The following is a 24573-nucleotide window of genomic DNA, read 5'->3' as shown; positions in this document are numbered from 1 at the left end:
ACCATGACCTGACAGAAGTCGTGGTGATCACCCGTTCGGACCTGTACCAATGGAGGGTATGCGACCTGGACTCGCGCCGGGATCTGGTGCGCGGCAGGGCGCAGCCCTACCTTTCGTGACCATGAACAAGGCTCAGCTCGTCGACGCGCTGACCGCCCGGCTCGGAGACCGTCGTGCCGCCACGGCGGCCGTCGACGCGATGGTCGACGTGATCGTGGACGCGGTCGGCCGCGGTGAGACCGTCACCCTGACCGGGTTCGGGGTGTTCGAGCCGCGTCGACGTGCTCCTCGCACCGCCCGCAACCCACGCACCGGGGAGACGGTGCCCGTCGGGGAGACCGTGGTGCCGTCGTTCCGGCCGGGTGCGGCCTTCAAGGAGCGGGTGGCCGCCAGCGAGGCCGCCGCCGCGAACGCGACCAGCGCCCCCCGCCGCGCCGAGCGGGCCGCCCCGGCCGCCGCAGCCGCCCCGGCCGCCCCGGCCGCCGCAGCCGCTCCGGCTGGCGGAGCCCCTTCGGCCGGCGGCGCCGCCCCCGGGAAGAAGACGGCCGCTCCGGCGAAGAAGACGGCTGCCCCGGCGAGGACAGCAGCTGCCCCGGAGAAGAAGCCGGCCGCTTCCGCGAAGAAGGGGGCTGCTGCGGAGAAGAAGCCGGCCCGACGGAAGACCGCCGCGGAGAAGTAACCGCACCCCCGCGCTCCCCGCCCCACCCGCCCAGCGCTGCCTGCGCGTGTCGATCAGTACATGAGTGCTGTTCGAGCGGGTGCGGACAGCGCTCATGTACTGATCGACGGGCTTCCGACGGTGTGCGCCCTGGGATCGGGGTGGCCCGGCGAGCGCGCCGGTGTGGGCGGGTCGAGCTGGGTGGGGGCAGCCAGGCGGTTCCGGGCCGGTGGCGTCGCGTGCGGCTCGCTCCTGTCCCGCGGTGCTGCCCGACCGAGCCGGCGCCGGTGCGGGTCAGCGGGACGCGAGGCGGGTCCGTTGGGCGAGCAGGGCACGGACCGTCCTGACGGTGCGCCGGGCGTTGCGGGTGAGGCCGTCGGCGGTGATCCGCAGGGTCTGCCATCCCAGCGCCGCGGTGCGGGCGTTGCGGACGCGGTCGAGCGGGTCGTCGTGCTCCGCGCCGTCGTACTCGATCGCCAGCAGGGCGTCGGGGTAGGCCAGGTCGAACCGCACCCAGGGGCGGCCCCGGTCGTCGTACAGCGGGAACTGGACCTGTGGGACCGGGAGCCCGGAGAGCACGAGCAGCAGCCGTAGCCGGGTCTCGGGCGGGGACTCCGCACGCGGGTCGGCGAGCGCGACGACCCGGTCGAGTCGGGCCGAGCCCCGCACGTGCGGGTACAGCGAGCGCAGGACCAGCAGGTCGGCGGGGTCGAAGCCGGGACACGGCACCCGCATCCGGGACAGCTTCCGCTGCTCGGGTGCCGGTGTGTCCCGCAGCGGGACGAACACCGGCCGGTCCCGCCTCCGGGCGGCGAGCGCGTCGAGGGCGACGACGGCGTCGACGAGTTCGAGTCGCCGGCACAGCTCCCACGCCGTGGCGCGGGGCGAGGTGACCCGGACGCCGTCGCAGAGCCCGGGTTCGAGCGGGACGCCCTGGTGGGCGAGCAGGTCCGGGCGGGGCCGGATCCGCCGTGGCGCGACGAGCTCGGCCGGTGCACCCCATGGTCCGCAGGACGCGCCGAGGATCTCGGCCGCCGAGTAGGCCGACGCCGCCCCGAGCGGCCCGGCGTAGATCGATGCGGCCCGGGCCCGGAGCACCGGCGTCACGGGGACCGCGGCGGACGCGTACACGTCGGGGAACAGGCGCACGAACCGTGGCCCGCGCAGCCGCGCCGGCGTGACGATCCCGCGCGCGACGGCGTCCGACCCCCGGAACGGCTCCTCCACCCGCGCACCCTGCACCTCTGCCCACCTCCGCCGGGCCGGAACCGGTGCGCCCGTTCGCGATCGCACACCCCGACGCGAGGAGGGCGCCTCCCGGACCCGGGGTCGATCAGCACACCAGTGTTGTCGATCCGGGCCCGAACAGCACTCAGGTACTGATCGACGAGTGGTGCGGCACCGGGGATGCCGGGAGGCGGGCGGAGCGGGACGGCGAGGCGGGTCAGGCCGGCGGGCGGCGGTAGTAGTCGGCCGACAGCAGGGCGCCGTCGTCGCCGAAGCCCAGGACCCAGGTGCTGGCCTTGTGCGAGGGCAGGTCGGGGTCGGGGGACCTCCCCGCGTCGGCCAGCAGGTGCCCGACGACGTCCGGGATGACCCCGCCCTGGCTGCACAGCAGCGTCACGCCGGGCTGGGCCGCGAGGGTGCGGAAACGGGCCAGGCCGTCGGCGGGCGAGACCCAGTAGCCGTGCTCGCCCAGCAGCGGCTCCACGTCCGGCTCGCCCGCACCGGACGCCCGTGCGTAGGGCTCGATCGTCTGGCCGCAGCGCAGCGGCGGGGCGGTCGCGAGCCGGTCCGGGCCGAAGCGGGCGAGGAAGTCCGCGAGCCGGTCGGCCTGGGTGAACCCGGTGCCGGAGAGGGGGCGCAGGTCGTCGTCGCCCTCCCAGGCGGTCCGGCTGCCCGCCTTGGCGTGCCGCACGAGCACCACCGTCGACGACGGCGGCCCCACCTGGTCGAGCCGGTCCAGCAGGTCGGCGTCGGCCGGGCGGCTGAGCAGCGTGGCGGCCTCGTCGCGGGGCAGCCACCTCAGCTCGTCGGTCTCGTCGGTGGCGGTGAAGCCGGGGTCGCGGACGACCTCGGCGGCCCAGTAGTGCACGACCTTGTGGCCCTTGCCGGGCACGTCGTACGCGGTGTGGCCGAGCCGCGCGCCGAGGCGGCACTCCAGGTGCGCCTCCTCGACGGTCTCGCGCAGCGCGGTCGACGTCAGCGCCTCGCCCGGGTCCTGGTGGCCCTTGGGCCAGGACCAGTCGTCGTAGCGGGGGCGGTGGACCAGGGCCACCTCGACGGTGCCGTCGTCCGCGCGGCGCCACGGCACCGTCCCGGCCGCGACGACGTCGGCGATCCCCGCCGGGTCGACCTCGGCCCCGTCGGTCCGGAACTGCGCGGAGAGCATCAGTCCTCGCTCTTCCCTCGCCGGGAGTTCATCATCTCCACCTGGTGGTCGCGGACACGGATGTTCTCCGATCCCGGCGCGGGCGACGGCGACCAGGTCCCGTCCGGGCCGAGCGTCCAGCAGCGCGTCGCCGGGTCCAGGCAGGAGTCGAACATCGCGCCGAGCTGGTCGGCGAGCTTCGGGTCGGCGACCCGCAGCATCACCTCGACCCGGCGGTCCAGGTTGCGGTGCATCATGTCCGCCGAGCCGATCCAGTACTCGTCGGCCGAGCCGAAGTGCAGCACCCGGGAGTGCTCCAGGAACGGCCCGAGGATCGACCGGACGGTGATGTTCTCGCTGAGCCCCGGCCGCCCGGGGACGATCGCGCAGATGCCGCGCACCACGATGTCGACCGGCACCCCCGCCTGCGACGCCCGGTAGCAGGCGTCGATGATCGCCTCGTCGACGAGCGAGTTCGCCTTGATCTGCACCCGCGCGCCGGCCTCGCCGGACAGGTGCGCCTCGATCTCGTCGTCGATGCGGCGGACGATGCCGCGGCGGATCCCGTACGGCGCCACGAGCAGGCTCCGGTAGGAGGTCTGCCGCGAGTAGCCGGTGAGGGAGTTGAACAGGTCGGTGAGGTCCGCGCCGATCGTCGGGTCGGCGGTGAGCACGCCGACGTCCTCGTAGAGCCGCGCGGTCTTCGGGTTGTAGTTGCCGGTGCCGATGTGGCAGTACCGACGGATCTCCGACCCCTCCTGGCGCACGACCAGGCAGGTCTTGCAGTGCGTCTTGAGCCCGACGAGGCCGTAGACGACGTGCACGCCGGCCTTCTCCAGCTCGCGCGCCCAGCGGATGTTGGCCTGCTCGTCGAACCGGGCCTTGATCTCCACCAGGGCGACGACCTGCTTGCCCGCCTCGGCGGCGTCGATCAGCGCGTTGACGATCGGGGAGTCGCCGGAGGTGCGGTACAGGGTCTGCTTGATCGCGAGCACGTTCGGGTCCGCGGCGGCCTGCTCGATGAAGCGCTGCACCGAGGTCGAGAACGAGTCGTAGGGGTGGTGCACGAGCACGTCGCCCTCGCGCAGCGTCGCGAACACGCTGCGGGGGGTCTCCCGCTCGGCGAACGCGGGGTGCGTCGCGGGGCGGAACGGCTCGTCCTTCAGGTCGGGGCGGTTGACCCCGTGCACCTGCCACAGGCTGGTGAGGTCGAGCAGCCCGGGGACGGTGACGACGTCGTTGGGATCGACGTCGAGCTCGCGCAGCAGCAGCTCCAGCACGTGCTCGGACATCGTGTCGAGCACCTCGAGGCGCACCGGCGGCCCGAACCGGCGCCGGGCGAGCTCGCGCTCCAGGGCCTGCAGGAGGTCCTCGTCGCGGTCCTCCTCGACCTCGAGGTCGGCGTTGCGGGTGACCCGGAACGGATGGACCTCGGTGACCTCCATGCCGGTGAACAGGTCACCGAGGTGCGCGGAGATCAGGTCCTCGATCGGCAGGAACGTGCACTGCCGGTTCCCGGCGCGGGTGTCGGTGTCCGGCGGGTCGACCGACACCAGCCGCGGCACGTTGTTCGGAACCTTCACCCGGGCGAAGCGTTCGGTCCGGCCCTCCGGGTCACGGACGGTCACCGCCAGGTTCAGCGACAGCCCGGAGATGTAGGGGAACGGGTGCGCCGGGTCGACCGCGAGCGGGGTGAGCACCGGGAACACTGTCTCGGTGAAGTAGTCCGACAGGCGCAGGCGCTCGGCGTCGGTCAGGTCCTCCCAGCTGCGCAGGTGGATGCCGGCCGCGTCGAGCTCGGGGAGCAGCTCGTCCATGAACACCTCGGCGTGCGCCCGCGACAGCGCGCGGCTCCGCTCGGTGATCCGGGCCAGCTGCTGGCGCGGGGTGAGGCCGTCGGCGCTGCGCACGGACAGGCCGGTCTCGTCGCGGCGCTTCAGGCCCGCGACCCGGACCATGTAGAACTCGTCGAGGTTGGAGGCGAAGATCGCGAGGAACTTCGCGCGCTCCAGCAGCGGCTGGCTGGAGTCCTCGGCCAGGGCCAGCACGCGGGCGTTGAAGTCGAGCCAGGACAGCTCGCGGTTGAGGTAGCGGTCCTCGGGGAGCAGCTCGCCCATCGTCGACGCCGGGGTGGTCGCCCCCGCGGGCGGCGCGATCGGGGCCGCCCCCTGGCTCGGCGACGGCGTGGCGGCCGGCGGGGCGGGCGGTGCCGCGGGACCCGAGGGCGCGTGCTGCTGGGCCGGGATCTCCGCGGACGGTGCCTGGTCGGCGACGCTGCGGCTCGCGGTGTGCAACCGCCGCGACGCCGGCCGCGGGGCACGGCGCGCCGCCGTCCGGGGACGGCCGCCCGGGTGCGCGGAGGTGCCGTTCCGTCCGTCCGGGGTCGCCGAGTCGTCGCTCACGTCACGATTGTTTCGTACCGCTCCGCAACCGTCCACGGGGACACGGCCCCGGCCGACGACGTCACGTACGTGGCCTGCCACACCGTCACGTACGTGGTGTGCCACACCGTCGGGCGACGGCCTCCCCCGGCGGGTGACATCCGGGTGGGCGGGGTACGGCGGGGGGTCCGTGCCGGGCGTCGACCACGGCCCGGGTCCACGCCCCCACCCCGAGGGCGACGGCGTCGTCGAGGTCGGCGGCGGTGTCGACGTCGCGGCGCAGACCGGGACGGTCACCGGGCAGCGGCCGGGCCCCGGAGGCACGGTGCCGGGCGGCCGACCCGCGGCCGAAGTGCGGGTCGAGGTCCTGCCCCGGGGCGACCAGCAGCAGCGTGGTGCCCTCGCCGGGCGCGTCGGGCTGGAAGGCGCGGGTCGCGCCGCCGTCGAACAGCACGGCGGCCGCGGCGACGGCGGCGTCGAGCTCGGCCGGGCGCAGGGCGGGCAGGTCGGCCTGCAGCGCCCCCAGCGCGACGTGCGGGTCGCGCGAGCGCAGCAGCGCGGCACCGTGGCGCAGCGCGCCGTTGAGCCTGCGCCCGGGGTCGGTGACGACCTCGACGCCGAGCGCGCCGACCTCCACCGCCACCGCCGGGTCCGAGGAGATCACCAGCACGTGCCGGACCGCCGTCGCGGCGACGGCGGCGGCGACCGTGTCGCGGGCCAGGGCCAGCGCGAGCCGCTGGTGCGCGCCGAGATCACCCACCCCGCCGTCGGCGGCACCACGCAACCGGGTCTTCGCGCGGGGCAGCGGCTTCACCGGCACCACCAGGTCCACCCGCAGGGTCACGGCCCCAGTCTGGCACCCCGCGTGACAGCGTGGGGCCTCTGTGGGGAGACTCCACGGATCAGATCCGGATCATCCCGATCCGCGACGACCCCACGACCCGCCGCAGCGGCGGGCAGGAGGAGGCCGCCGGTGGCACGCGAGAAGGGCGGATTCTGGGTCGGTCTCGCCGTCCCGTTCTTCTACTCGATCGGCTGGCTCACCGGCCGGCCGCGCTACCAGGGCCGCGAGCACCTCCCGGCCCGCGGCGGTGCGCTGCTGGTCGGCAACCACATCTCCCATCTGGACCCGATCCACACCGGCACCTACGTCCACAGCGCGGGCCGGGTGCCGCGCTTCCTGGCCAAGAGCAGCCTGTGGAACGTGCCGGTGCTCGGCGCGGTGCTGCGCGGCTCGGGCCAGATCCCGGTGTTCCGCGACTCCGCCGACGCCCAGCAGAGCCTCGCCGCGGGCACGCAGGCGCTCGCCGACGGCAAGATCGTCATCATCTACCCCGAGGGCACCATCACCCGGGACCCCGACGGGTGGCCGATGCGCTCGCGCACCGGCGTCGCGCGGATGGCGCTGGCCTCGGACGCGCCGGTCATCCCGATGGTGCACTGGGGGACCCGCGAGGTCCTGAACGGCTACGAGAAGAAGTTCCGCCCGCTGCCGCGCACCGACGTCGTGCTGCGCGCGGGGGACCCGGTGGACCTGAGCGCCTACCGCGGGCGCCCGCTGGACGCCCACGTCCTGCGCGAGGTCACCGACCTGATCATGGGACGGGTGCGGGAGCTGCTCGCCGAGGTCCGCGACGAGGACGCGCCGGAGGAGTTCTACCGCCGACGCCCGGAGAGCGAGGCAGGCCGATGAGCGTCCCTGGGGTCCCGTCGTTCGGGGAGCGCCCGGTCAACGAGCCGGTGCACTCGATCCAGCGCGTCGCCGTGCTCGGCGCGGGCAGCTGGGGCACCGCGTTCGCGAAGGTCCTCGGCGACGCCGGCCGGGACGTGCGGCTGTGGGCCCGCCGCTGTGAGATCGCCGAGGCGATCAACGCCGACCGGCGCAACCCGGACTACCTGTCCGACGTCGCGCTGCCGGACACGCTGCGCGCCACCCACGATGCCGCCGAGGCCCTCGACGGTGTCGACGCGGTGATCCTCGCGGTGCCGTCGCAGTCGCTGCGCGCCAACCTGGAGCAGTGGCGTGACCTGGTCCCGGCCGGGGTCACCCTGACCAGCCTGGCCAAGGGCGTCGAGCTGGGGACGCTCAAGCGGATGACCGAGGTCATCGACGACGTCACCGGTGTCGGCGCGGACCGGCTCGCCGTCGTGTCCGGGCCGAACCTGGCCGCGGAGATCGCGCACGAGCAGCCGACGGCCACCGTCATCGCCTGCTCCGACCACGAGCGCGCGGTGGCGCTGCAGACCGCCTGCGCGACCGGCTACTTCCGCGCCTACACCAACACCGACGTCGTCGGGGCGGAGCTGGGCGGGGCGGGCAAGAACGTCATCGCGCTCGCCGTCGGCGTCGCCTCCGGGATGGGGCTGGGTGACAACTCGCGGGCGTCGCTGATCACCCGTGGGCTGGCCGAGATGTCGCGGCTCGGGATGGCGCTCGGCGCCTCGCCGCTGACCTTCGCCGGCCTGGCCGGCATGGGCGACCTGGTGGCGACGTGCAGCTCCCCGCTGTCGCGCAACCGGACCTTCGGCGAGCAGCTGGGGCGCGGCGCGAGCCTCGCCGAGGCGGAGAAGGCCAACCACGGCCAGGTCGCCGAGGGTGTGAAGTCCTGCCTGTCGATCTGCGAGCTCGGCGAGCGCGCCGGGGTCGAGCTGCCCATCGCCGACGCGGTCCGCCGGGTCTGCCACGAGGGCATGACCGCCCACCAGATGGCCAAGGAACTGATCTCCCGGGCCCCGAAACCGGAGTGAACCCCATGCTCGGAGACGGCACCCGCTGTGTGCACGGCGGGGAGCAGCACGCCCACGCCGTGGGCGACCCGATCCATCGCGGACCGGTGCTGACCAGCACGTACCACCTCGGACGTCCGGAGGAGGCCGACCAGGGCGCGGACTTCTACGCCCGCGCGGACAACCCGACGTGGCGGGAGTTCGAGGCCGCCGTCGGCGAGCTAGACGGCGGGCCGTGCACGGTGTTCCCGTCCGGGATGGCCGCGGTCGCGGCGGTCCTGCGCGCCTTCACCGGCGCCGGGCGCGGCGTGCTGCTGCCCAGCGACGGCTACTACGTCGCACGCCTGCTCGCCGACGAGGAGCTCGCCCCGCTCGGGGTGCCGGTCGCCTACTGCGCGACCGCGGGCGACTGGGCGTCGGCGATCGCCCGGCACCGGCCCGCGCTGGTGATGCTGGAGACGCCGTCGAACCCCGGCCTGGAGGTCTGCGACGTCGCCGCGGTCGCCGCCGCCGCGCACGCGGCCGGTGCGGTCGTCGCCGTCGACAACACCACGTGCACCCCGCTCGGGCAGCAGCCGCTCGCGCTGGGGGCCGACCTGGTCGTCGCCAGCGACACCAAGGCGCTGTCCGGGCACGGGGACCTGCTGCTCGGGCACGTCTCCGCCGCCGACCCGGTGCACCACGAGCGGGTCCGCGCCTTCCGCACCCGCGGCGGCGCGATCGCCGGGCCGATGGAGACCTGGCTGGCGCTGCGCGGGCTCGGCACCCTGGACCTGCGGCTGGGCCGGCAGGCCGAGAACGCCCGCGCGCTCGCCGTCGCGCTGCGGGAGACCCCCGGCGTACGGGACGTCCGCTGGCCCGGGCTGGCCGACGACCCGTCGCACCTGCTCGCCCGGACCCAGATGCGGCGCTGGAACGGCATCCTGCGGTTCACCCTGGCCGACACCCACGCCGTCTCGGACTTCCTGGCCGCCGCTACGCTGGTCGACTCGGCGACGAGCTTCGGCGGACTGCGCACGGCCGCGGACCGGCGGGCCCGGTGGGGCGACGCGGTGCCGGACGGCCTGGTGCGGCTGTCCTGCGGGGTGGAGGACACCGACGACCTCCTCGCGGACGTGATCGGCGCCCTCGGGGGGTAACGGCGGGCAGGTCCGGCACGAGCGCAGCGGTGCACGATCCGCCGCGAGACGAGGTGCCGTCCATGACCACCGACCACGCCGACCACACCGACTACGCCGACCATGCCGAGCGCACGTCCGGCACCGGGTCGGCCGGTGCCGCCGCCTGCCCGGCCTGCGCTGCGCCGGGCCGGCTGCTCCGCCACGTCGTCCAGGAGCGGTACCGGCTGCTGCGCTGCACCGGCTGCGGCACCGAGTTCCTGCGCGACCCGGTCCCCGGCGGCTCGACGGCGGGGGAGTACTGGGAGGACTACAAGTTCGACGTCTACGCCGGCGACGCCGTCCGGGTGGGCTACGAGCAGCGCTACGCCGCCGTGTTCGACCGGCTGGAGGACCGGGCCGGCCGGTGCGGGCGGGTGCTCGACGTGGGCTGTGGGATCGGGAACTTCCTGGCGTGGGCGAGGGACCGCGGGCTGGACGCCGTCGGGTCCGACGTCGACGAGCGCGCGCTGGCCGGCGCGGCCGCCCGCGGGCTGACGGTGTTCGCCCCCGAGCAGCTCGCCGCGCAGGACACCGAGGTCGACGTGGTCACCCTCTGGGATGTGATCGAGCACGTCGCGGACCCTGGCCCGTTCCTCACCGACGCGCTGTCCCGGCTGCGTCCCGGCGGCTGGGTGCTGCTGGAGACCCCGGACGCCGCGTTCCCGGTGCGGCCGCTGGTGCGTGCGCTGCACCGCGCCACCGGTGGGCGGATCGACCTGGCCAAGAACATGTACTACTGGGAACACAAGATCTACTTCACCGAGCGGGGCCTGGAACGGGTCCTCGCGCCGCACGGGGTGACCGTCGTCGAGGTGCACCGGATGACCTCGCCGGTGGCGAAGATGCAGGCCACCTTCGACCACGGGGCCGAGGGCTCCGGCCCGGTGGATCGGCTGCTCGCGCGCGGCTGGCCCGCGGCGGAGGCGCTGTTCCGGCGGATGGGCCGGGGCAACAAGCTCGTCGTGCTGGCCCGCCGGACCGGGTGAGCGCGCTCAGCGCGCGGCGTCGGTGACCCGCACCGGGACGACCGGCGCCGGGACCTTCCCGCCCCGGGAGCGACGGTAGGCCCAGCGGGTCGCGCCCGGGGCGAGCAGCACCGCGGCGGCGACGGCGAGGGTCCGCGGGTCGGTCCGCTCCCGCAACGCCGCCCGGACCCGGGCGCGGGCGGTCGCGAGATCGCCCTCGAACAGCGCGACCCGGGCGCCGACGACACCGCGGCGGTGCCGGCTGCGCCGCAGCTCCCGCTCCAGGGCGGCGGCGACGGCCGGGTCGTCCGAGCGTGCGGCGGCCGCGCGGACCGCCCGTTCCCGGGCCTGTTCCACGGCCAGCACCGCGGGCCCGCCGCGGGACAGCGACTGCGGCGCCTGAGCGTAGCTCGCGAGCCGCTCGGGCAGCGTCACCATCCGGTGGCCCGCCGCGACGATCCGCAGGAACAGGTGCAGGTCCGCGACGGTCACCCCGGCGTCGTCGACGTGGCCGTGGGCGTCCCACACCTCCCGGCGCACCGCCCCGGTGTAGTACGGGCACGGCCCCTCGATGAGCTCGGGCAGGGTCAGCACGTGCTCCGGGTCCGGTGTCGGCGCCCCGGCGTTCTCCAGGTAGGAGGCGGGCAGCCGCGCCCCGGTGGCGGCGTCGGTGAACCAGGCGTCGCAGGTGACGGCGGCGAGGTCCGGACGGGAGTCGAGCACGTCGCCGAGCCGGGCGCAGAACTCGGGCAGCACCCGGTCGTCGGAGTTGAGCAGGGTGACGTACCGGCCCGAGGACTCGGCCGAGGCGCGGTTGATCCCGCCCGCGGCGCCCCGGTTGGGCTGGCGGACCAGCACGATCCGCGCGTCGCGCTCGGCGCGGGAACCGACGATCCGGGCCATCTCGTCCGACATCCCGTTGTCGACGACGACGAGCTCCCAGTCCGGATCGGTCTGGGCCTGCACCGACCCGATCATCCCCGACACCGCGTGCTCGGTGCGGTAGGCGGTCGACAGGAAGCTGAACCGCGGACGTGCCTGACGGTGGTGGCCCATTCTCGTCCGTTCTGTCGGGGTTGCTGGGATGACCGTCGTCCCGGAGTGGCACCCGCGTTACGCCGCAGTGTCGTCGATCTCCGCCACGAGCGGTAACGATCCCTGGTGAACGGCCGAATGCACCGCAGTACGGATCACGGCGGGCGGCGGGCGGAGGCGGGATGGTGCAGCGGACCGCACCGGCCGGGGTGGTCCTGCGGGACACCGGCCCGCGGCCCGGCACCCCGCTGGTGCAGGAGATCGCCACCCGCACGCCGCTGGCCCGGCTGCTGCAGGGGCTCGTGTTCCTGACCGTGGGCGTGGCCTCCTGCGAGGGGTACCTGCTCGACATCAACGACGTCGTCACCAAGCTCCCCGCGGCGACGCTCGTGCTCGTGTGGCTGGTGGCCCGGCTGCGCCCGTTCCGGCTGCCGCGCTTCCACCCGGTCCACGTGCCGCTCGCCGTGCTCGCCGTGGCCGTGCTCGCCTCGACCGCGGTGCACGCCGGCGACACCTTCACCATGAGCTACGCCCAGCGCTGGGTGTCGTTCCTGGTCACCGTGACGGTGCTGATCGACGTCTGCTCCCGCGAGGTCCCGGTGCGGGTGCCGGTGTGGGCCTCGGTCACCGGCGCGACCGTCGCCGCGAGCGGGGCCCTGTGGAGCTTCCTCATCGAGGGCTCGCCGCGGGCGACCGGGCCGCTGGAGGACCCCAACGACCTGGCCTACGTGCTGGTCTCGGCGGTGCCGCTGCTGCTCGCGCTGTGGCTGCGCCGTCCGCGCCGGGACGGGCCTGAGCGCGCACCCCGGGCCGCGCAGGTGCTGGTCGGGGTGCTGCTGGTGCTGCTCGTGCTGGGGGCGGCGGTGACCGTGTCCCGCGGCGGCATGATCGCGCTCGTCGTCGCCATGGTGTGGCTGACGGTGCGCGGGGCGATCGCGCCCCGGGTGCTCGCCGCGGCCGCCGTCGCCGTCGTGGTCGCGGGGGTCGGGCTGGTCGCCGGCTTCGGTGACGACGTCGGCCGCGCGCTCTCCCAGAAGGACCAGGTCGCCGCCTCCAACATCGACAGCCGGGCGCTGCGCTGGGAGGTGGCGGCCACACTGCTGCCCGAGCAACCGCTGCTCGGTGTCGGGCCCGGAGGGTTCCGCTCGCACTACCTCGCGGCGTCCCACAACGCCGAGCTGGAGGAGCAGACCCCGGTCGCCCACAACATGTACGTCGAGGTCGCCGCCGAGCTCGGGGTGCTCGGTCTGGCCGGCTTCGTCGGGATGATCGCGGCGGCGCTGTGGTCGGCCGAGCGGGCGGTCCGGGCCGCCGGCCCCGGCCCCGGGCGGCTGCTGCCGCTGGCCGTGCAGACCGCGCTCATCGCGGTCTGCGTCGCCTCGACGTTCCTGTCCGAGCAGTACTACATGCCCCTGTGGGCACTGACCGCCGCGGCCTGCGCCGTGGGCCTGCGCAGCGAGGGAGCGATCCGGTGAAGGTCCTGCAGGTCGTCAACGAGATGGGGACCGGGGGAGCGGAGCGCGTCGTCGCCGACCTCGCCCGGCACGGGACCGGCCTCGGCTGGGACACCGTGGTCCTGTCCTCGGGTGGGGTGCGGGCCGACGAGCTGGCCGCGCAGGGGTACCGCACCGAGACGATGCCGCTGGTACGCCGCACCCCGGTGGGGATCCTGCGCGGGGCCCTCGCCGTGGCCGCCGCCCTCCGGCGGCACCGCCCGGACGTCGTGCTCGCCCACAACGTGCTGGTCGGGCTGGTCTGCCGGCTCGCCGCGCACACCCGGCGCCGCCGACCGACGCTGGTGACGGTGTTCCACGGCGTCGCCGCCGACGACTACCCGGCCGCGGCCCGGCTGCTGTCGGGCGCCGCCGACGTCGTGGTCGCGGTGTCCGCGGCGGTCGCCGACCGGCTGCGTGCCGCGGGCCTGCACGACACCCGGATCGCGGTGCTGCGCAACGCCGTCACCCCGCCGGTGCTGCCCGCCCGGGCCGACGCCCGGCGCGCCCTCGGCCTGCCCGACGACGTCGGCGTCGCACTGTGCGCGGCCCGGCTGGTCCCGCAGAAGCGCCACGACGTGCTGCTCGACGCCTGGCGCGCGGTGCGGGGCGGGCCGGTGCTGCTGCTCGCCGGGGACGGCCCGCTGAGCGCCGGGCTCGAGGAACGCGTCGCGGACCTGGGTGACCGGGTGCGGTTCCTCGGCGCCCGCGACGACATACCCACCCTGCTCGCCGCCGCCGACGTCGCCGTGCTGACCAGCGACTGGGAGGGCCTGCCGATGGTCGTCCTGGAGGCGATGGCCGCCGGGCTCCCGGTGGTCGCCACCGACGTCGACGGGGTCCGCGAGGCGCTCGGCCCGCGCGCCGACGCACCCGCGGCGGGGCTGCTCGTACCGCCGGGCGACCCGGCCGCGGTCGCCGCCGCGCTGAACGGGCTGGCCGACCCGCGCCGCCGCGGGGCACTGGCCGCGGCCGGGCGGGCCCGGGTGGCTGCCGAGCACGACCCGGCCGCGCTGGCCGCCGACTACGACGCGCTGCTCCACGACGCCCGTGCCGCGGGCGCCGGCGGGCCCGGCCGGTTCTGGCTGGCCGGCGTCGCCGCCCTGGCCGGGCTCGCGACGACGGCCGCGGTGCTGCTGGCCGTCGCGCTCGGACCGGTCACCCAGCAGGCCAGCGTCACGCTGGTGGCCCGCCCGGACGTCGGAGCGACCGTCTCGCTGGACCCGGCCCGCCCCGTGGTCTCGACCAGCTACGGCGAGGTCGTCTCGCTGGCCCTGCCCGCGTTGCCCGAGATCGTGACCGGGCCGTCGCTGCTGGGCCGGGCGGCCGCGGCGGTGCCCGGCGGTCCCGACCCCGAGCAGCTGCGCCGCGCCGTGTCGGTCGAGCTGGTCCCGGCGTCGGGGCTGGCGCGGATCTCGGTGCGCGACCCCGACCCGGGCCGTGCGGAGGCGCTGGCCGAGGCCGTCGTCGACCAGGTCGTGGCGGCCGACGTCCTCGACCCGGCCGGGCGGCTGGTGCCGGTCGACACCCGGGCCGCGGTCACCCCGGTCGCCACCTCGACCACGCTGGCCGCGGCGCTCGCGCTGCTCGCGGGGATCGTCGTCGCCGTCGTGACGGGGGCGGCGCTGCTGCCCCGCCGACGTGCCACCCCGCACTCGGGACTGCTGCGCGCCGTCGCCGCGTCGGGCCGCGGCCCGGTCGCGGTGCTGGATGCGGCGGACCCGGTGCTCGTCGACCGGATCCGGCTGCTGGCGGGGCCGGACCGCACCCGGGTGGTGCCGGCCGGTCCCGGCCTGGAGACCGACGCCCGGCGGATCACCGAGGCACTCGCGCTGCGCGACGGTCCGGTGGCCGGCCCGGCGCGGCCCGGCGCGGTCGTGGCACTCGCGGACCCGCGGCGCACCCGCACCGAGGACCTCACCGGTGTCCTCACGGCCGTCCCGGAGCGGGATCGGGTGCTGGCGGTCGTCCTGACCTGACCTGGTCCGATCCGACGAACGGTCGCGCGGACCCGGAGGGCCGTCGTGCGGCACCGGCGGGCGGGTGTGCGGTCCCGGGGCGCCCGCGCCGCGCGGTCACCTCCCCGAGGCCGCGTTATCACCCTCGCGTAACCGGGCTTCCGTATGGTCGACTACATCACGGACCTCGTGCGTTCCGGAGGTGGTCGCGTGCCGTACCGACAACCCGTCCCCAGTGGTGCCGAGATGATCGTCCCTGGCGACCTGAGAGCGGTCGACCCGCTCCCCGACGATCCCGTCCCGGCACCGGGGACCGAGCCGCCGACCACGGCTCGCATCCCGGCGGGGTCCCGGGTCCTGCTCCTCAACGCCAGCTTCGAACCGCTGGCCGTCGTCACGTCGAAACGTGCGATCTGCCTGCTGCTCTCCGGCAAGGCCGAGTGCCTCCAGGAGGCGCTCGAGGGGGCGGAGTTCCGCTCCGAGTCCCTCTCGCTCCCCGCCCCGTCGGTACTGCGCCTGTCCCGCTACGTCCGGGTGCCCTACCGCCGCGTCGTCCCCATGACCCGGGCCGGTGTGCTGCGCCGCGACGCCCGCCGCTGCGCCTACTGCGGCAAACGTGCCGACACGATCGACCACGTCGTCCCGCGCAGCCGCGGCGGGGCGCACAGCTGGGAGAACTGCGTCGCCGCCTGCAAGGCCTGCAACTCCCGCAAGGCCGACCGGCTGATCGAGGAGATCGGCTGGACGCTGCGCACCACTCCGGCACCGCCGGCCCGCAACGGGGCCGGGGTCCTGGTGCTGGCCGTGGAGCCGCTGCCGGCCTGGGAACCGTGGTTGACCGCCGCCGCGTGAGCCGCTCGTCCACGGTCGGGCACGCAGAGTGACGAACTTGGCCACTATGCCCTGATCGTGGGTAGTCTCGCTGTCGAGATCGTTGCATTCAGTAATGCGATGGACTCGGCGACCGAGCCGGACACGGGGCGGGGGGAGAGCGGGATGCACGGGCGGAGCGGGCGTGAACGGGCCGCCGTCCTCGTGGGCACGGTCCTGCTCGCGATGGCGGTCGGACTGGCGTTCGCGCCGGTCGCGGGCGCGGCGCAGCCGCCAGGGCAGCTGCGGCTCGGCCACCTGTCGCCGGGGACCGGCGCCGTCGTCGCGACGATCTCCGGCCCCGAGGGCGCGGGCTCGACCGAGCAGGTCGTCGCCCGGGACGCCGCGTACGGCGACGTCACCGGCTACCTGCGGCTCGTCCCGGGTCGTTACACGGTGACCATGCGCCCGGTCGGGAGTGACCCGGCCGGGCCGGCCCCGCTGTCGGCGGGGCTGCAGATCGCACCCGGCACCACGCAGTCGCTGTTCTTCTTCGACACCGGCTCCGGCCAGGTCCGCGGTGACCTCGTCCCCGACGACCTGACCGCGCCCGCCGCCGGCTCCGGCCGGGTCCGGATCGTCCAGGGCGTCCGGACGCCCACCCCGCTGCAGGCCCTGGCGGTCGGCGGCCCCCGGCTGGCGACCGACCTCGCCTACGGCGCCGTCACCGACTACGCGACCGTCGCGGCCCGCACCTGGGACGTGCGCCTGTCCTCCGGCGCCGCGACCGAGGCCGCACAGCTCCCGGTCGGCGCCGGGTCGGTCACCACGGTCGTCGTGACCGGTGGCCCCGGCGGGGCGCTCACGGCGCACCCGATCACCGACACCCCCGGCCTGCCGGTCGGCCCCGCGCCCGCCGCCGCTCACGGCGGCGTCCCGCCGCCCCGCGGCGGCGTCCCCGCCGGTGCCGGCGGCACGGCGGACGACGACGGCCCTGGCGTGCTGCCACTGGTGCTGTGCCTGCTCGCGGCGCCCGTCCTCGTCTACGGGACCTCGGTGCTCCGCGCCGCCCGCCGCAGGGGCTGAACGGTGGCCGTGCCGCGGACCGAGAGCACCCGCACCGAGGGCACCCGCACCGAGGGCACCCGTCCCGACGGAACCCCCGACCCGACCTGGCTCGACGCGACCGGCCTGCCCTGGCGGGCGCCGCTGCGCACGCCGACCGCCCCTGCCTGGACCCCGCCGCTGCGGACCCCGCCCGGGCCGGTCCGGCGGCTGCGGGCGGCGGCGTCCGGGGTGGGCGCGTCCGCGCGCGCCGGGGTCGCCCGAACCCCGGGCGGGCCCGCGGCCCGGGCCGCCGTCGCCGCCGCGGTGCTCGCGCTGCCGCTGGTCCCGGTGCTGACCCCGGCGGCGGAGCCGGGGCCGTCGTTGCCGCCGGTGGTCACCGCCGCCTCGGTCACCGGGCCGTCCGCCCCGGAGGCGACCCGCGCCGCCACCGTCGCGACGACCGGGTCCCGGGCCGCGCGTCCGGTCGCGCCGCCGTCCGGGCTGGTGGTCCCCGTGATCGGACTGACCGCCGGCGCACCGGAACAGCTGGTCGTCGGCCCGGACGGGACGCTCGGCGCCCCGGTCGACTTCGGCCGGATCGGCTGGTGGGCCGCCGGTCCCCGGCCCGGCCAGGCCGGGCCCGCGGTGATCGTCGGGCACGTCGACTCGGTCGCCGGGCCCGCGGTGTTCTGGCGGCTGCGCGACATCCCGGTCGGCGCGCAGATCGTCGTCCCGCGCACCGACGGCAAGCGGACCACCTTCACCGTCGACCGGGTCGCGACCTACCCGAAGGACGCCTTCCCCGCCGCCGAGGTCTACGGCGGCACCGCGAACGCCCAGCTCCGGCTGATCACCTGCGGCGGGTCGTTCGACCGTGCCGTCCGCTCCTACACCGACAACATCGTCGTGTTCGCGTCCGTCCACTGAACCTCCATGCCGCCACGCCGCCACCGACCGCACCCCGCGGAGCCCCGATGAGCCGCCCCCTACGCGTCCTGCACGTCAGCCAGCCCGTCGACGGCGGGGTGGCCGCCGTCGTGCGCACGCTGTGCGCCGACCAGCACGAGCGCGGCTGGGACGTCAGCCTCGCCTGCCCCGACGGTCCGCTCGCCGACGCCGCCCGCGGTGCCGGTGTGCCGGTACGGACCTGGCAGGCGACCCGTTCGCCCGGCCGGTCGGTCCTCGCGGAGGTCCGCGCGCTCGCCCGGATCGTGGCCCGCACCGCACCGGACGTCGTGCACCTGCACTCGTCGAAGGCCGGGCTGGCCGGGCGGCTCGCCGTCCGCGGTCGGGTCCCGACGATCGTCCAGCCGCACGCCTGGTCCTTCGACGCCGTCGCCGGGCCCCTCGCCCGCGCCGCCCGGACCTGGGAACGGGTCGGCGCCCGCTGGACCTCCCTGCTGCTGTGCGTCTCCGCCGACGAGCTCGCCACCGGCCGCGCGGCGGGGATCGGCGGTGCCGCGGTCGTCGTCCCGAACGGGGTCGACCTCGACCGGTTCACCGCGGGCGGGCCGGACGACGCCCGCTCCGTGCTCGGCCTCGGACCGGGGCCGTGGGCGCTGTGCCTGGGCCGGGTCACCGAGCAGAAGGGCCAGGACCTGCTGCTCGACGCCTGGCCGTCGGTCCGTGCCCGGGTTCCCGGTGCGCGGCTGCTGGTCGTCGGCGACGGACCGGACGCCGACGCGCTGCGGGCACGCTGCGCGGCCGACCCGGTGCTGCGGGACTCGGTGCTGCTGCACCCGCCGACGACCGACCCCGCGCCGTACCACCGGGCCGCGGACGTCGTGGTGCTGCCGTCGCGGTGGGAGGGCATGCCGCTGGTGGCGCTGGAGGCGATGGCCAGCGCTCGACCGGTCGTCGGCTTCGCGGTGACCGGGATGGCCGAGGCGGTCGGACCGGCCGGGCGGACCGTCCCGCCCGGCGACGTGCCCGCGCTCGCCGACGCGATCGCCCTGCGGCTCGCCGCGCCCGGCCTGGCCGCCGGGGAGGGCCGGGCGGCCCGCGCCCGGGCCGAGGAGCTGTTCGACCGGAGCCGGGTGACGGCCCGGGTCGCCGCGCTCGTCGCCGAGCTGGTCGCTGGGGAGTGGCCCATGTCATCCCCGCCGGAGACGGCTCCGGGAAACGGATCGACGGCCGGGAACGAGTCAGGGGAAGCCGGGAGATCGACAGGACCGCCCGGTGGGGGAGGAACGTGGTGAGCAGGTCGAACGGTGTGGTGCGCGATCGGCACGCCCCGGGCACGACGCCTCTGGGCCCCGCCCAGCCGCCCACCCGCACGGCCCCGGCCGCCGGGCCGCGCCGCCCGGGACTGCGCGTCGCCGCGGTCGCGGTGCTCGTGGGCCTGCTGGTGGCTGCGCTCGTCGCGGGGGTGTTCGCGGTGCTGCCCGGCCGCTGGGAGGGTCGGGTGGGGCTGCTCGCCCTGCCCTCGGGCTCCACCGGTTCCGCGCTGATCAGCGAGTCCGGGGTGTCCACCAGCTACGGCGAGGTCGTCACCCTGGCGATGCCCTCGATCGCGGACCTGGTGACCTCCCCGTCGACCCTCGACGCCGTCGCCGCCGCGGTGCCCGGGAGTCCGGCCCCCACCGAGTTGGCCGATGACGTGTCGGTGGAGCTGCTCGCCGGCTCCGGTGTGGCCAGGGTGTCGGTCTCGGCGGGGTCCCCGGAGCTCGCCGCGCGCCTGGCCGAGGCCTTCGCCGGCCGCGTCGCCGCCGCCGACCTCCTCGCCCCGGCCGGGACGTTGCGGGTCCTCGACCGGCAGGCCACCCTGCTGGAGAAGGGCCCGGACCTCACGCTCGGCGTCGGGCTGGGCCTGATCGCCGGGACGCTCGCCGGGCTGGGCACCGCCGTGGTGCTGGTCGGCCGGATGCGTGCCCGCCGCGGGGACGTGCGCCGCTCGGTGCTCTCGACGCTGGTCGCGGCCGGGCACGGGATCGTCCCGGTGCTGAGCGCCCGCGACCCCGACGCCGGCGAGCGCCTGCTCGTGCTGGCCCGCGCCGCGGGCGGCCCGGTCCAGGTCGCTGCCGGGTCGCCCGGCGTCGCCGACGCGGTGCTCGCTCTGCAGGCCGACCTGGCCCGGGAACCCGGCGGTCGTGCGGGCGGGCGGGCCGACGAGTCGCTCGTGCTCGTCGTCGACCGGGCCGCCGACGGGGCCGACCTGGACGCGGTGGTCCGCTCCCTGCGCCCGGGCACCCGGGTGCTCGCCGCCGTCGTGTCCTGAGATGACCGTGACCCCGACCGGGGCCGACACCGGGTCCGCCTCCGGTCTCGCCCGCAGCGCCACCCGCGGGACCCTGTGGCTCGGCCTGGTCAACCTGCTGGCCAAGGGCAGCCAGATCGTCCTGACGGTCGTGCTCGCCGCGTTCCTCACCGAGTCCGAGCTCGGCCTGGTCACCGTCGCCGTCGCGCTGATCGGCGTCGGGCAGGTCGTGCAGTCGATGGGCGTCTTCGACATCGTCGCCCGCACCGACCGCGACCCCGGCACGATGGCCGGCGTCCTCATGACGATCTCGGTCGGCATCGGGGTGCTGCTGGCGCTGGCCGGGCTGCTCGGCGCCGCCCCGATCGCGGCGGCGATGGGCGCGCCGCACGCCGAACCGCTCGTGCGGATCGCGTCGCTGTCGCTGCCGTTCACCGCGGCCGGCGGCGTGCAGATGGGGCTCATGCACCGGAGCCTGCAGTTCCGCCGCCGGATGGTCCCCGACGTCGGGTCCGCGCTGGTCTCCTCGGTGCTCGCGGTCTCGCTCGCGGCGGGCGGGTTCGGCGCGCTGTCGCTGCCGGTCGGTCTGCTCGCCGGTGCGGTTGCGCTGCCGCTGCTCGGGATCGCCGCCGGGGTGCGGATCCGCCCCGGCTGGGACACCGCGGCCGCCGCCGAGGCGCTGCGCTGGACCCGGGTCGTCGGCCCGGGCGCGGTCGTCGCGGTGCTGCTGGTGAACGTCGACTACCTCGCCGTGTCCCGCACACTCGGCCCGCACGCGGTCGGCGTGTACTCGCTGGGCTTCCGGATCGCCTGGGCGCCGTACGTGATGGTGTCGCTGGTGCTGGGTGCGGTGTCGTTCCCGGTGTACGCCCGGCTGCGCCGTGAGCGCCGGGACCTGCGGCCCGCGGTCACCCGGTTCGTCCGGGCGCTGCTCGTGCTCGCCGGGGTGCCCTACGTGGCCTTCGCCCTGCTCGCCGAACGGATCGTCGTGCTCGACGGCCGCTGGGCCCCGGCGGCCCCGGTACTCGTCGTGCTCTGCGGGTACGGCCTCGGTTTCGGCCTGCAGTACATGCTGCAGGAGGTCGTGCGGGCCGTGGACCGGCCGGGTGCCTACCTGCTGCTGCAGCTCGCGCACCTGGCGCTGCTGGTCGCCGGGCTGGCGCTGCTGGTCCCCCACGGCGTCGTCGCGACGGCCTGGGCGCAGCTCGTCGCGGTGTGGCTGGTGGTCCCGCCCGCGCTGCTCGTGCTGTACCGGGCCGGTGGCCTCCCCCGGCCGTGGCCGGTGCTGCGGACCGTGGGCGGGCTGGCCGCGGCGCTCGCCGCGGGCGAGCTCGCCGACCTCGCCGTCCGCGCCGCGGGGGCCGACGACCCGGCCTCGGTGCCCGCGTTGCTGGCGGCCGGCACCGTCGTCGTCGTGACGGTGGCCGCCGTCGCCGCGGTGACCAACCTCGACCTGCTGCGCGACCTGCGCGGTGGGCTTCGCGACGCCCCGGACGACGGGGCCCGCCCGACCGACCCGGAGGTGGGAACATGCTCGCACCCGCAGAGCGGCTGAGCGCGTTCGTCGAGTGGCCCGACGAGCCGCTCCACGTCGGCGGCACCCCGGTGTACGTCGACTTCGCCACCAGCGTCCTCGACAAGGACCGGCTGCTCGCCGGCGGCGCCGCCAGCGAGATCGACCGGGGGCACGGCGCGCTCGCCGCGCTGCGCCGGAACCTGCGCCGGATCACCAACCCCGACAGCGGCACCCGTCGCAACCTCGACGTGTTCCTCGACCGGCTCCGCGCCCGGCACCCCCGCCCGACGGTGCTCGTCGTCGGGGGCGGGGAGATCGGCAACGGCGCGGACCGGCTCTACTCCGACGCGGGCGTCGAGGTCCTCGCCTTCGACATCTACGCGAGCCCGCACGTGCAGTTCGTCGCCGACGGGCACCGCATCCCGTTCGCCGCCGGGGTCGTGCACGGCGTGGTGGTGCAGGCCGTGTTGGAGCACGTGCTCGATCCGGCGACGGTCGTCGCCGAGATCCACCGCGTGCTCGTCCCGGGCGGTCTCGTCTACGCCGAGACGCCGTTCCTGCAGCAGGTCCACGAGGGCCCCTACGACTTCACCCGGTTCACCGAGTCCGGCCACCGCTGGCTGTTCCGCGGCTTCGACCGCATCGGGTCCGGGGTGGTCGGCGGGCCCGGCGTGCAGCTGATCTGGACGATCGGTGCCGTCGTGACCGGCCTGACCCGCTCCCGCGCCGCCGGGCGGGCGGTGCGGCTGGCCCTGTCCTGGCTGCGTCTGCTGGACCGCGTCATCCCGGAGCCCTTCCAGTCCGACGGCGCCAGCGGCGTGTGGTTCCTGGGGGCGCGCTCGGACACCCCGCTGCCCGCGTCGGCGATGCCCGGCGAGTACCGGGGCGCCCAGTGAGCCCCGCGGGGCCGCCGCGCGTCGCGTTCGTCCTCACCCAGGACCGGGGCGGCCCGGTCGAGGTGTGCCTGACGCTGGCCCGCGAGCTCCACCGCACCGGTGCCGCCACGGTCCGGGTGTTCGGCCCGCGGCCCGCCCGGGGGCCCGGCGTACCGGCCGAGGTGTTCACCGAGTCGGGGGTGGGGGACAAGACCGACGTCGCCGCGGCCCGTGCGCTGCTCGCCCGGATCGACGACTGGGGCCCGGACCTGGTGCACGCCCACGACCGCCGCGCCGGCCTCGTCCTCGCGACGACGGCGTGGCGCCGCCGCCGCCCGTGGCTGCTGCAGACCTACCACGGGGTCCCCGAGGACGTCGGCGAGGCGTGGTTCCGCGGCACCGCCGCAGCGCCCGCCCCGTCCCGCTACACCCGCGCGACGCTCGCCGCGGACGCCGTCGTCGGGCGGGTGCTGGACCGCACCGTGGTCTGCGCCGAACCGATGCGCCGGTTCCTGTCCGGGCGGCTGCGGGTGCCCGCGCGCCGCCTCGTGCACATCGACAACGGCCTGGATCTCGGCCCGCCCCACCCGCCCGCCGGGCCGGTGCGTCACCTCCTCACGGCCGGGCTCCTGCTGCCCCGCAAGGGGATCACCGACCTGATCGACGCGGTGGAGCGGCCAGGGGTGTTCCCCGCCGACGCGACGCTGACCGTCGTCGGCGACGGCCCCGAGCGCGCCGCGATCGAGGCCCGCGCGGCCGCCTCGGGCGGCCGGATCCGGCTGCTCGGGTTCCGCACCGACGTGCCGGAGCTGATGCGTGCCGCGGACGCCGTCGTCGTGCCGTCGCGGATGGAGCAGCAACCGCTGGTCGTGATCGAGGCGATGGCCGCGGGCAAGCCGGTGCTCGCCACCGACACCGGCGACACCACGACGATGCTCGCCGCCCCCGGCGCCGCCCGCTTCACCGCCGCCCCGGGCGACCCGGAGTCACTGGCGACGGCGTTGCGCGCGCTGTTCGCCGACCCCGACCCGGGCCTGACCGGGAAGCTGCTCGCCGCCCGGGCCGCCGAGCGGTACTGGGCGTCGGCGTCGGCCCGGTCGCACCTGGCGCTCTACCGCTCGCTGCTCGGCTGACCGGGGTGGGCGGGTCAGCGTCGCACCAGGATCGTCGCGTCGGCGGATCCGATGCTCACCGTGTCCCCGATCTGGCCCCCGTCGAGGGTCCGCAGCCCGCCCGGGGCCGGCACCTCGGCGTCGTCGGGGGTGGGGTTGAGCGCCACCCAGCCGCCGGCGAACCCGCGGGTCCACACACCGGTGCGTCCGTCGCGGACCGCGGGTCCGGTCGCCGCGCCCAGGTCGAGCGACCGGTAGCCGGACCACTCGGGCAGGGAGTAGTCCCGGGTGGTCGACGGCGTCCAGCAGGAGCGCGACGGCCCGCCGAGCAGCGCGGCCCCGGCGAACCCGGCCCGCTCGGCCGCGCCGGGCCGCGCCTCGGGCCGTCCGGCGGTCGCGGTGACCAGGAGCGTCAGGTCCTGCGGTGGGGCGGCGAGCATCTCCGCCCACTGGTGGCCCTGCCAGGTGGTGAGGGCGCCGTCGTCGCCGTACTGGGCGAAGTTCTCCTCCATCGCCCCGCCGAAGCGCGCGTGCCGGGTCCAGCGGCCGGGGAACAGCCGCGCCTCGGACAGGTTCGGCACGAGCACCTTGCCCTGCTCGCCGAGCGCGGTCCCGGCGCGGGTCACCAGCGCGTCGAGGCCGTCACGCAGCAGGGCGTCGGTGCCGCTGCGGTCGGGGGTCCCGGCGACCACGGCGTCGGAGTAGAAGCGCAGCGAGGACATGTCGTTGTCGGCGAACACCCCGTCCCAGCCGTCGCGGACGGTCTCGGCGACGACGCGGTCGGTCCAGGCCCGCTGGTAGGCCTCGTCCCACACCGCCATCTGCCAGTGCTGCGGGTAGGGCGCCCACTCGATGCGCCGGCCCGCGGTGTCGGTGGCGAACCAGGCCGGGTCGGCGGTGGCGCCGTCGACGCCGGTCGGCAGGAGCCCGCCGTGCAGCCCGACCTCGGCGTAGCCGCGGGTGGAGGACAGGTCCTTGTAGACGAGCAGGACGATCCCCGGGTCCTGGGCGCGCAGCCGTTGCGCGACGTCGGTCTCCCAGGCGTTGAGGACGACGACGCCGTAGCGCCCGGCCGCGTAGCGGACCTGCTCGTCGGTCGGGGTGCCACCGGTGGCGAGCCACAGCCCGCACACCGCGGGGGCGCTCGTGGGCTCGGATCCCGACGGTGCCGGGGGTGCGGCCGCGGCGGCGCAGCCGGCGAGCACCGCCACGACCAGCACGAGCGTGACGAGGACGCGGCGGTGACACACACCTCCGATCATGCCAAGA

The 24573-nt window shown here is 76.2% G+C and carries 21 protein-coding genes; 15 read left to right on the top strand and 6 right to left on the bottom strand.

Features of this window, described 5'->3' with window-relative positions; all coding sequences use genetic code 11:
• Positions 1-121 precede the first annotated feature (121 nt).
• A complete protein-coding gene (locus Ae717Ps2_RS20600; protein WP_075310682.1) occupies positions 122-679 on the top strand; it encodes an HU family DNA-binding protein in 558 nt (185 codons plus the stop codon).
• Positions 680-952: 273 nt separating this feature from the next.
• Here the strand turns inward: Ae717Ps2_RS20600 and Ae717Ps2_RS20595 are convergent, their stop codons facing one another.
• The 4 genes from Ae717Ps2_RS20595 to cofC all read right to left on the bottom strand — a co-directional run bounded on the left by Ae717Ps2_RS20595 (position 953) and on the right by cofC (position 6248).
• Positions 953-1885 (bottom strand): hypothetical protein, encoded by a 933-nt coding sequence (locus Ae717Ps2_RS20595; RefSeq protein WP_139318951.1) that lies wholly within the window; start codon positions 1883-1885, stop codon positions 953-955.
• Between the two features lie 217 nt (positions 1886-2102).
• The gene (locus tag Ae717Ps2_RS20590) at positions 2103-3050 is read right to left on the bottom strand and encodes an NUDIX hydrolase (RefSeq protein ID WP_075310686.1); all 948 of its coding nucleotides are present in this window, start codon (positions 3048-3050) and stop codon (positions 2103-2105) included.
• Positions 3050-5431, bottom strand: coding sequence for an RNA degradosome polyphosphate kinase (locus Ae717Ps2_RS20585; RefSeq protein ID WP_233147639.1), 2382 nt, complete (start codon positions 5429-5431; stop codon positions 3050-3052). The genes Ae717Ps2_RS20590 and Ae717Ps2_RS20585 overlap by 1 nt, the downstream gene beginning before the upstream one ends.
• Positions 5432-5516: 85 nt before the next feature.
• Positions 5517-6248 carry a 2-phospho-L-lactate guanylyltransferase gene (cofC, locus tag Ae717Ps2_RS20580; protein ID WP_083702592.1) on the bottom strand — a complete coding sequence of 244 codons (732 nt, stop codon included), beginning with the start codon at positions 6246-6248 and terminating at the stop codon, positions 5517-5519.
• Positions 6249-6383: 135 nt separating this feature from the next.
• On the opposite strand from cofC, the gene Ae717Ps2_RS20575 reads away from it, so the two are divergent.
• From Ae717Ps2_RS20575 to Ae717Ps2_RS20560, 4 genes are all read left to right on the top strand, one after another.
• Positions 6384-7103, top strand: coding sequence for a 1-acyl-sn-glycerol-3-phosphate acyltransferase (locus tag Ae717Ps2_RS20575; RefSeq protein WP_075310690.1), 720 nt, complete (start codon positions 6384-6386; stop codon positions 7101-7103).
• Positions 7100-8158 carry an NAD(P)H-dependent glycerol-3-phosphate dehydrogenase gene (locus Ae717Ps2_RS20570; RefSeq protein WP_060712981.1) on the top strand — a complete coding sequence of 353 codons (1059 nt, stop codon included), beginning with the start codon at positions 7100-7102 and terminating at the stop codon, positions 8156-8158. The genes Ae717Ps2_RS20575 and Ae717Ps2_RS20570 overlap by 4 nt, the downstream gene beginning before the upstream one ends.
• Before the next feature lie 5 nt (positions 8159-8163).
• Entirely contained in the window at positions 8164-9276 is a 1113-nt protein-coding gene (locus Ae717Ps2_RS20565; protein WP_060714811.1) for a cystathionine gamma-lyase, read from the top strand.
• Positions 9277-9338: 62 nt separating this feature from the next.
• The gene (locus Ae717Ps2_RS20560; protein ID WP_075310692.1) at positions 9339-10283 is read left to right on the top strand and encodes a class I SAM-dependent methyltransferase; all 945 of its coding nucleotides are present in this window, start codon (positions 9339-9341) and stop codon (positions 10281-10283) included.
• 6 nt (positions 10284-10289) lie between these two features.
• Here the strand turns inward: Ae717Ps2_RS20560 and Ae717Ps2_RS20555 are convergent, their stop codons facing one another.
• Positions 10290-11318 (bottom strand): glycosyltransferase family A protein, encoded by a 1029-nt coding sequence (locus Ae717Ps2_RS20555; RefSeq protein WP_075310694.1) that lies wholly within the window; start codon positions 11316-11318, stop codon positions 10290-10292.
• Positions 11319-11479: 161 nt separating this feature from the next.
• On the opposite strand from Ae717Ps2_RS20555, the gene Ae717Ps2_RS20550 reads away from it, so the two are divergent.
• From Ae717Ps2_RS20550 to Ae717Ps2_RS20505, 10 genes are all read left to right on the top strand, one after another.
• Positions 11480-12772, top strand: coding sequence for an O-antigen ligase (locus Ae717Ps2_RS20550; RefSeq protein WP_075333783.1), 1293 nt, complete (start codon positions 11480-11482; stop codon positions 12770-12772).
• Positions 12769-14769 carry a glycosyltransferase gene (locus Ae717Ps2_RS38390; RefSeq protein WP_075310698.1) on the top strand — a complete coding sequence of 667 codons (2001 nt, stop codon included), beginning with the start codon at positions 12769-12771 and terminating at the stop codon, positions 14767-14769. The genes Ae717Ps2_RS20550 and Ae717Ps2_RS38390 overlap by 4 nt, the downstream gene beginning before the upstream one ends.
• Positions 14770-14958: 189 nt before the next feature.
• The gene (locus Ae717Ps2_RS20540) at positions 14959-15600 is read left to right on the top strand and encodes an HNH endonuclease (RefSeq protein ID WP_369804849.1); all 642 of its coding nucleotides are present in this window, start codon (positions 14959-14961) and stop codon (positions 15598-15600) included.
• Positions 15601-15657: 57 nt separating this feature from the next.
• Positions 15658-16644, top strand: coding sequence for a DUF4397 domain-containing protein (locus Ae717Ps2_RS20535; protein WP_233147638.1), 987 nt, complete (start codon positions 15658-15660; stop codon positions 16642-16644).
• 3 nt (positions 16645-16647) lie between these two features.
• Entirely contained in the window at positions 16648-17532 is an 885-nt protein-coding gene (locus tag Ae717Ps2_RS20530; RefSeq protein WP_233147637.1) for a sortase domain-bontaining protein, read from the top strand.
• Between the two features lie 47 nt (positions 17533-17579).
• The gene (locus Ae717Ps2_RS20525) at positions 17580-18803 is read left to right on the top strand and encodes a glycosyltransferase (RefSeq protein WP_075310702.1); all 1224 of its coding nucleotides are present in this window, start codon (positions 17580-17582) and stop codon (positions 18801-18803) included.
• On the top strand, positions 18800-19822 hold the full coding sequence (locus Ae717Ps2_RS20520; RefSeq protein ID WP_139318952.1) for a hypothetical protein: 1023 nt from the start codon (positions 18800-18802) through the stop codon (positions 19820-19822). The genes Ae717Ps2_RS20525 and Ae717Ps2_RS20520 overlap by 4 nt, the downstream gene beginning before the upstream one ends.
• 1 nt (position 19823) lies before the next feature.
• Entirely contained in the window at positions 19824-21356 is a 1533-nt protein-coding gene (locus Ae717Ps2_RS20515) for an oligosaccharide flippase family protein (protein ID WP_075310704.1), read from the top strand.
• Positions 21332-22213, top strand: a complete 882-nt coding sequence (locus Ae717Ps2_RS20510) for a bifunctional 2-polyprenyl-6-hydroxyphenol methylase/3-demethylubiquinol 3-O-methyltransferase UbiG (RefSeq protein WP_075310706.1) — start codon at positions 21332-21334, stop codon at positions 22211-22213. The genes Ae717Ps2_RS20515 and Ae717Ps2_RS20510 overlap by 25 nt, the downstream gene beginning before the upstream one ends.
• On the top strand, positions 22210-23325 hold the full coding sequence (locus tag Ae717Ps2_RS20505) for a glycosyltransferase family 4 protein (RefSeq protein WP_075333781.1): 1116 nt from the start codon (positions 22210-22212) through the stop codon (positions 23323-23325). Before Ae717Ps2_RS20510 ends, Ae717Ps2_RS20505 begins: the two co-directional genes overlap by 4 nt.
• Before the next feature lie 14 nt (positions 23326-23339).
• Here Ae717Ps2_RS20505 and Ae717Ps2_RS20500 read toward each other — a convergent pair whose 3' ends face one another.
• Positions 23340-24566, bottom strand: a complete 1227-nt coding sequence (locus Ae717Ps2_RS20500; RefSeq protein WP_075310710.1) for a putative glycoside hydrolase — start codon at positions 24564-24566, stop codon at positions 23340-23342.
• Positions 24567-24573: the final 7 nt, after the last annotated feature.

The organism is Pseudonocardia sp. Ae717_Ps2 (assembly GCF_001932475.1).
Lineage (GTDB): Bacteria > Actinomycetota > Actinomycetes > Mycobacteriales > Pseudonocardiaceae > Pseudonocardia.
Note: the sequence above shows the minus strand (reverse complement) of the source record. Positions and strands in the feature narration are given on the sequence as shown.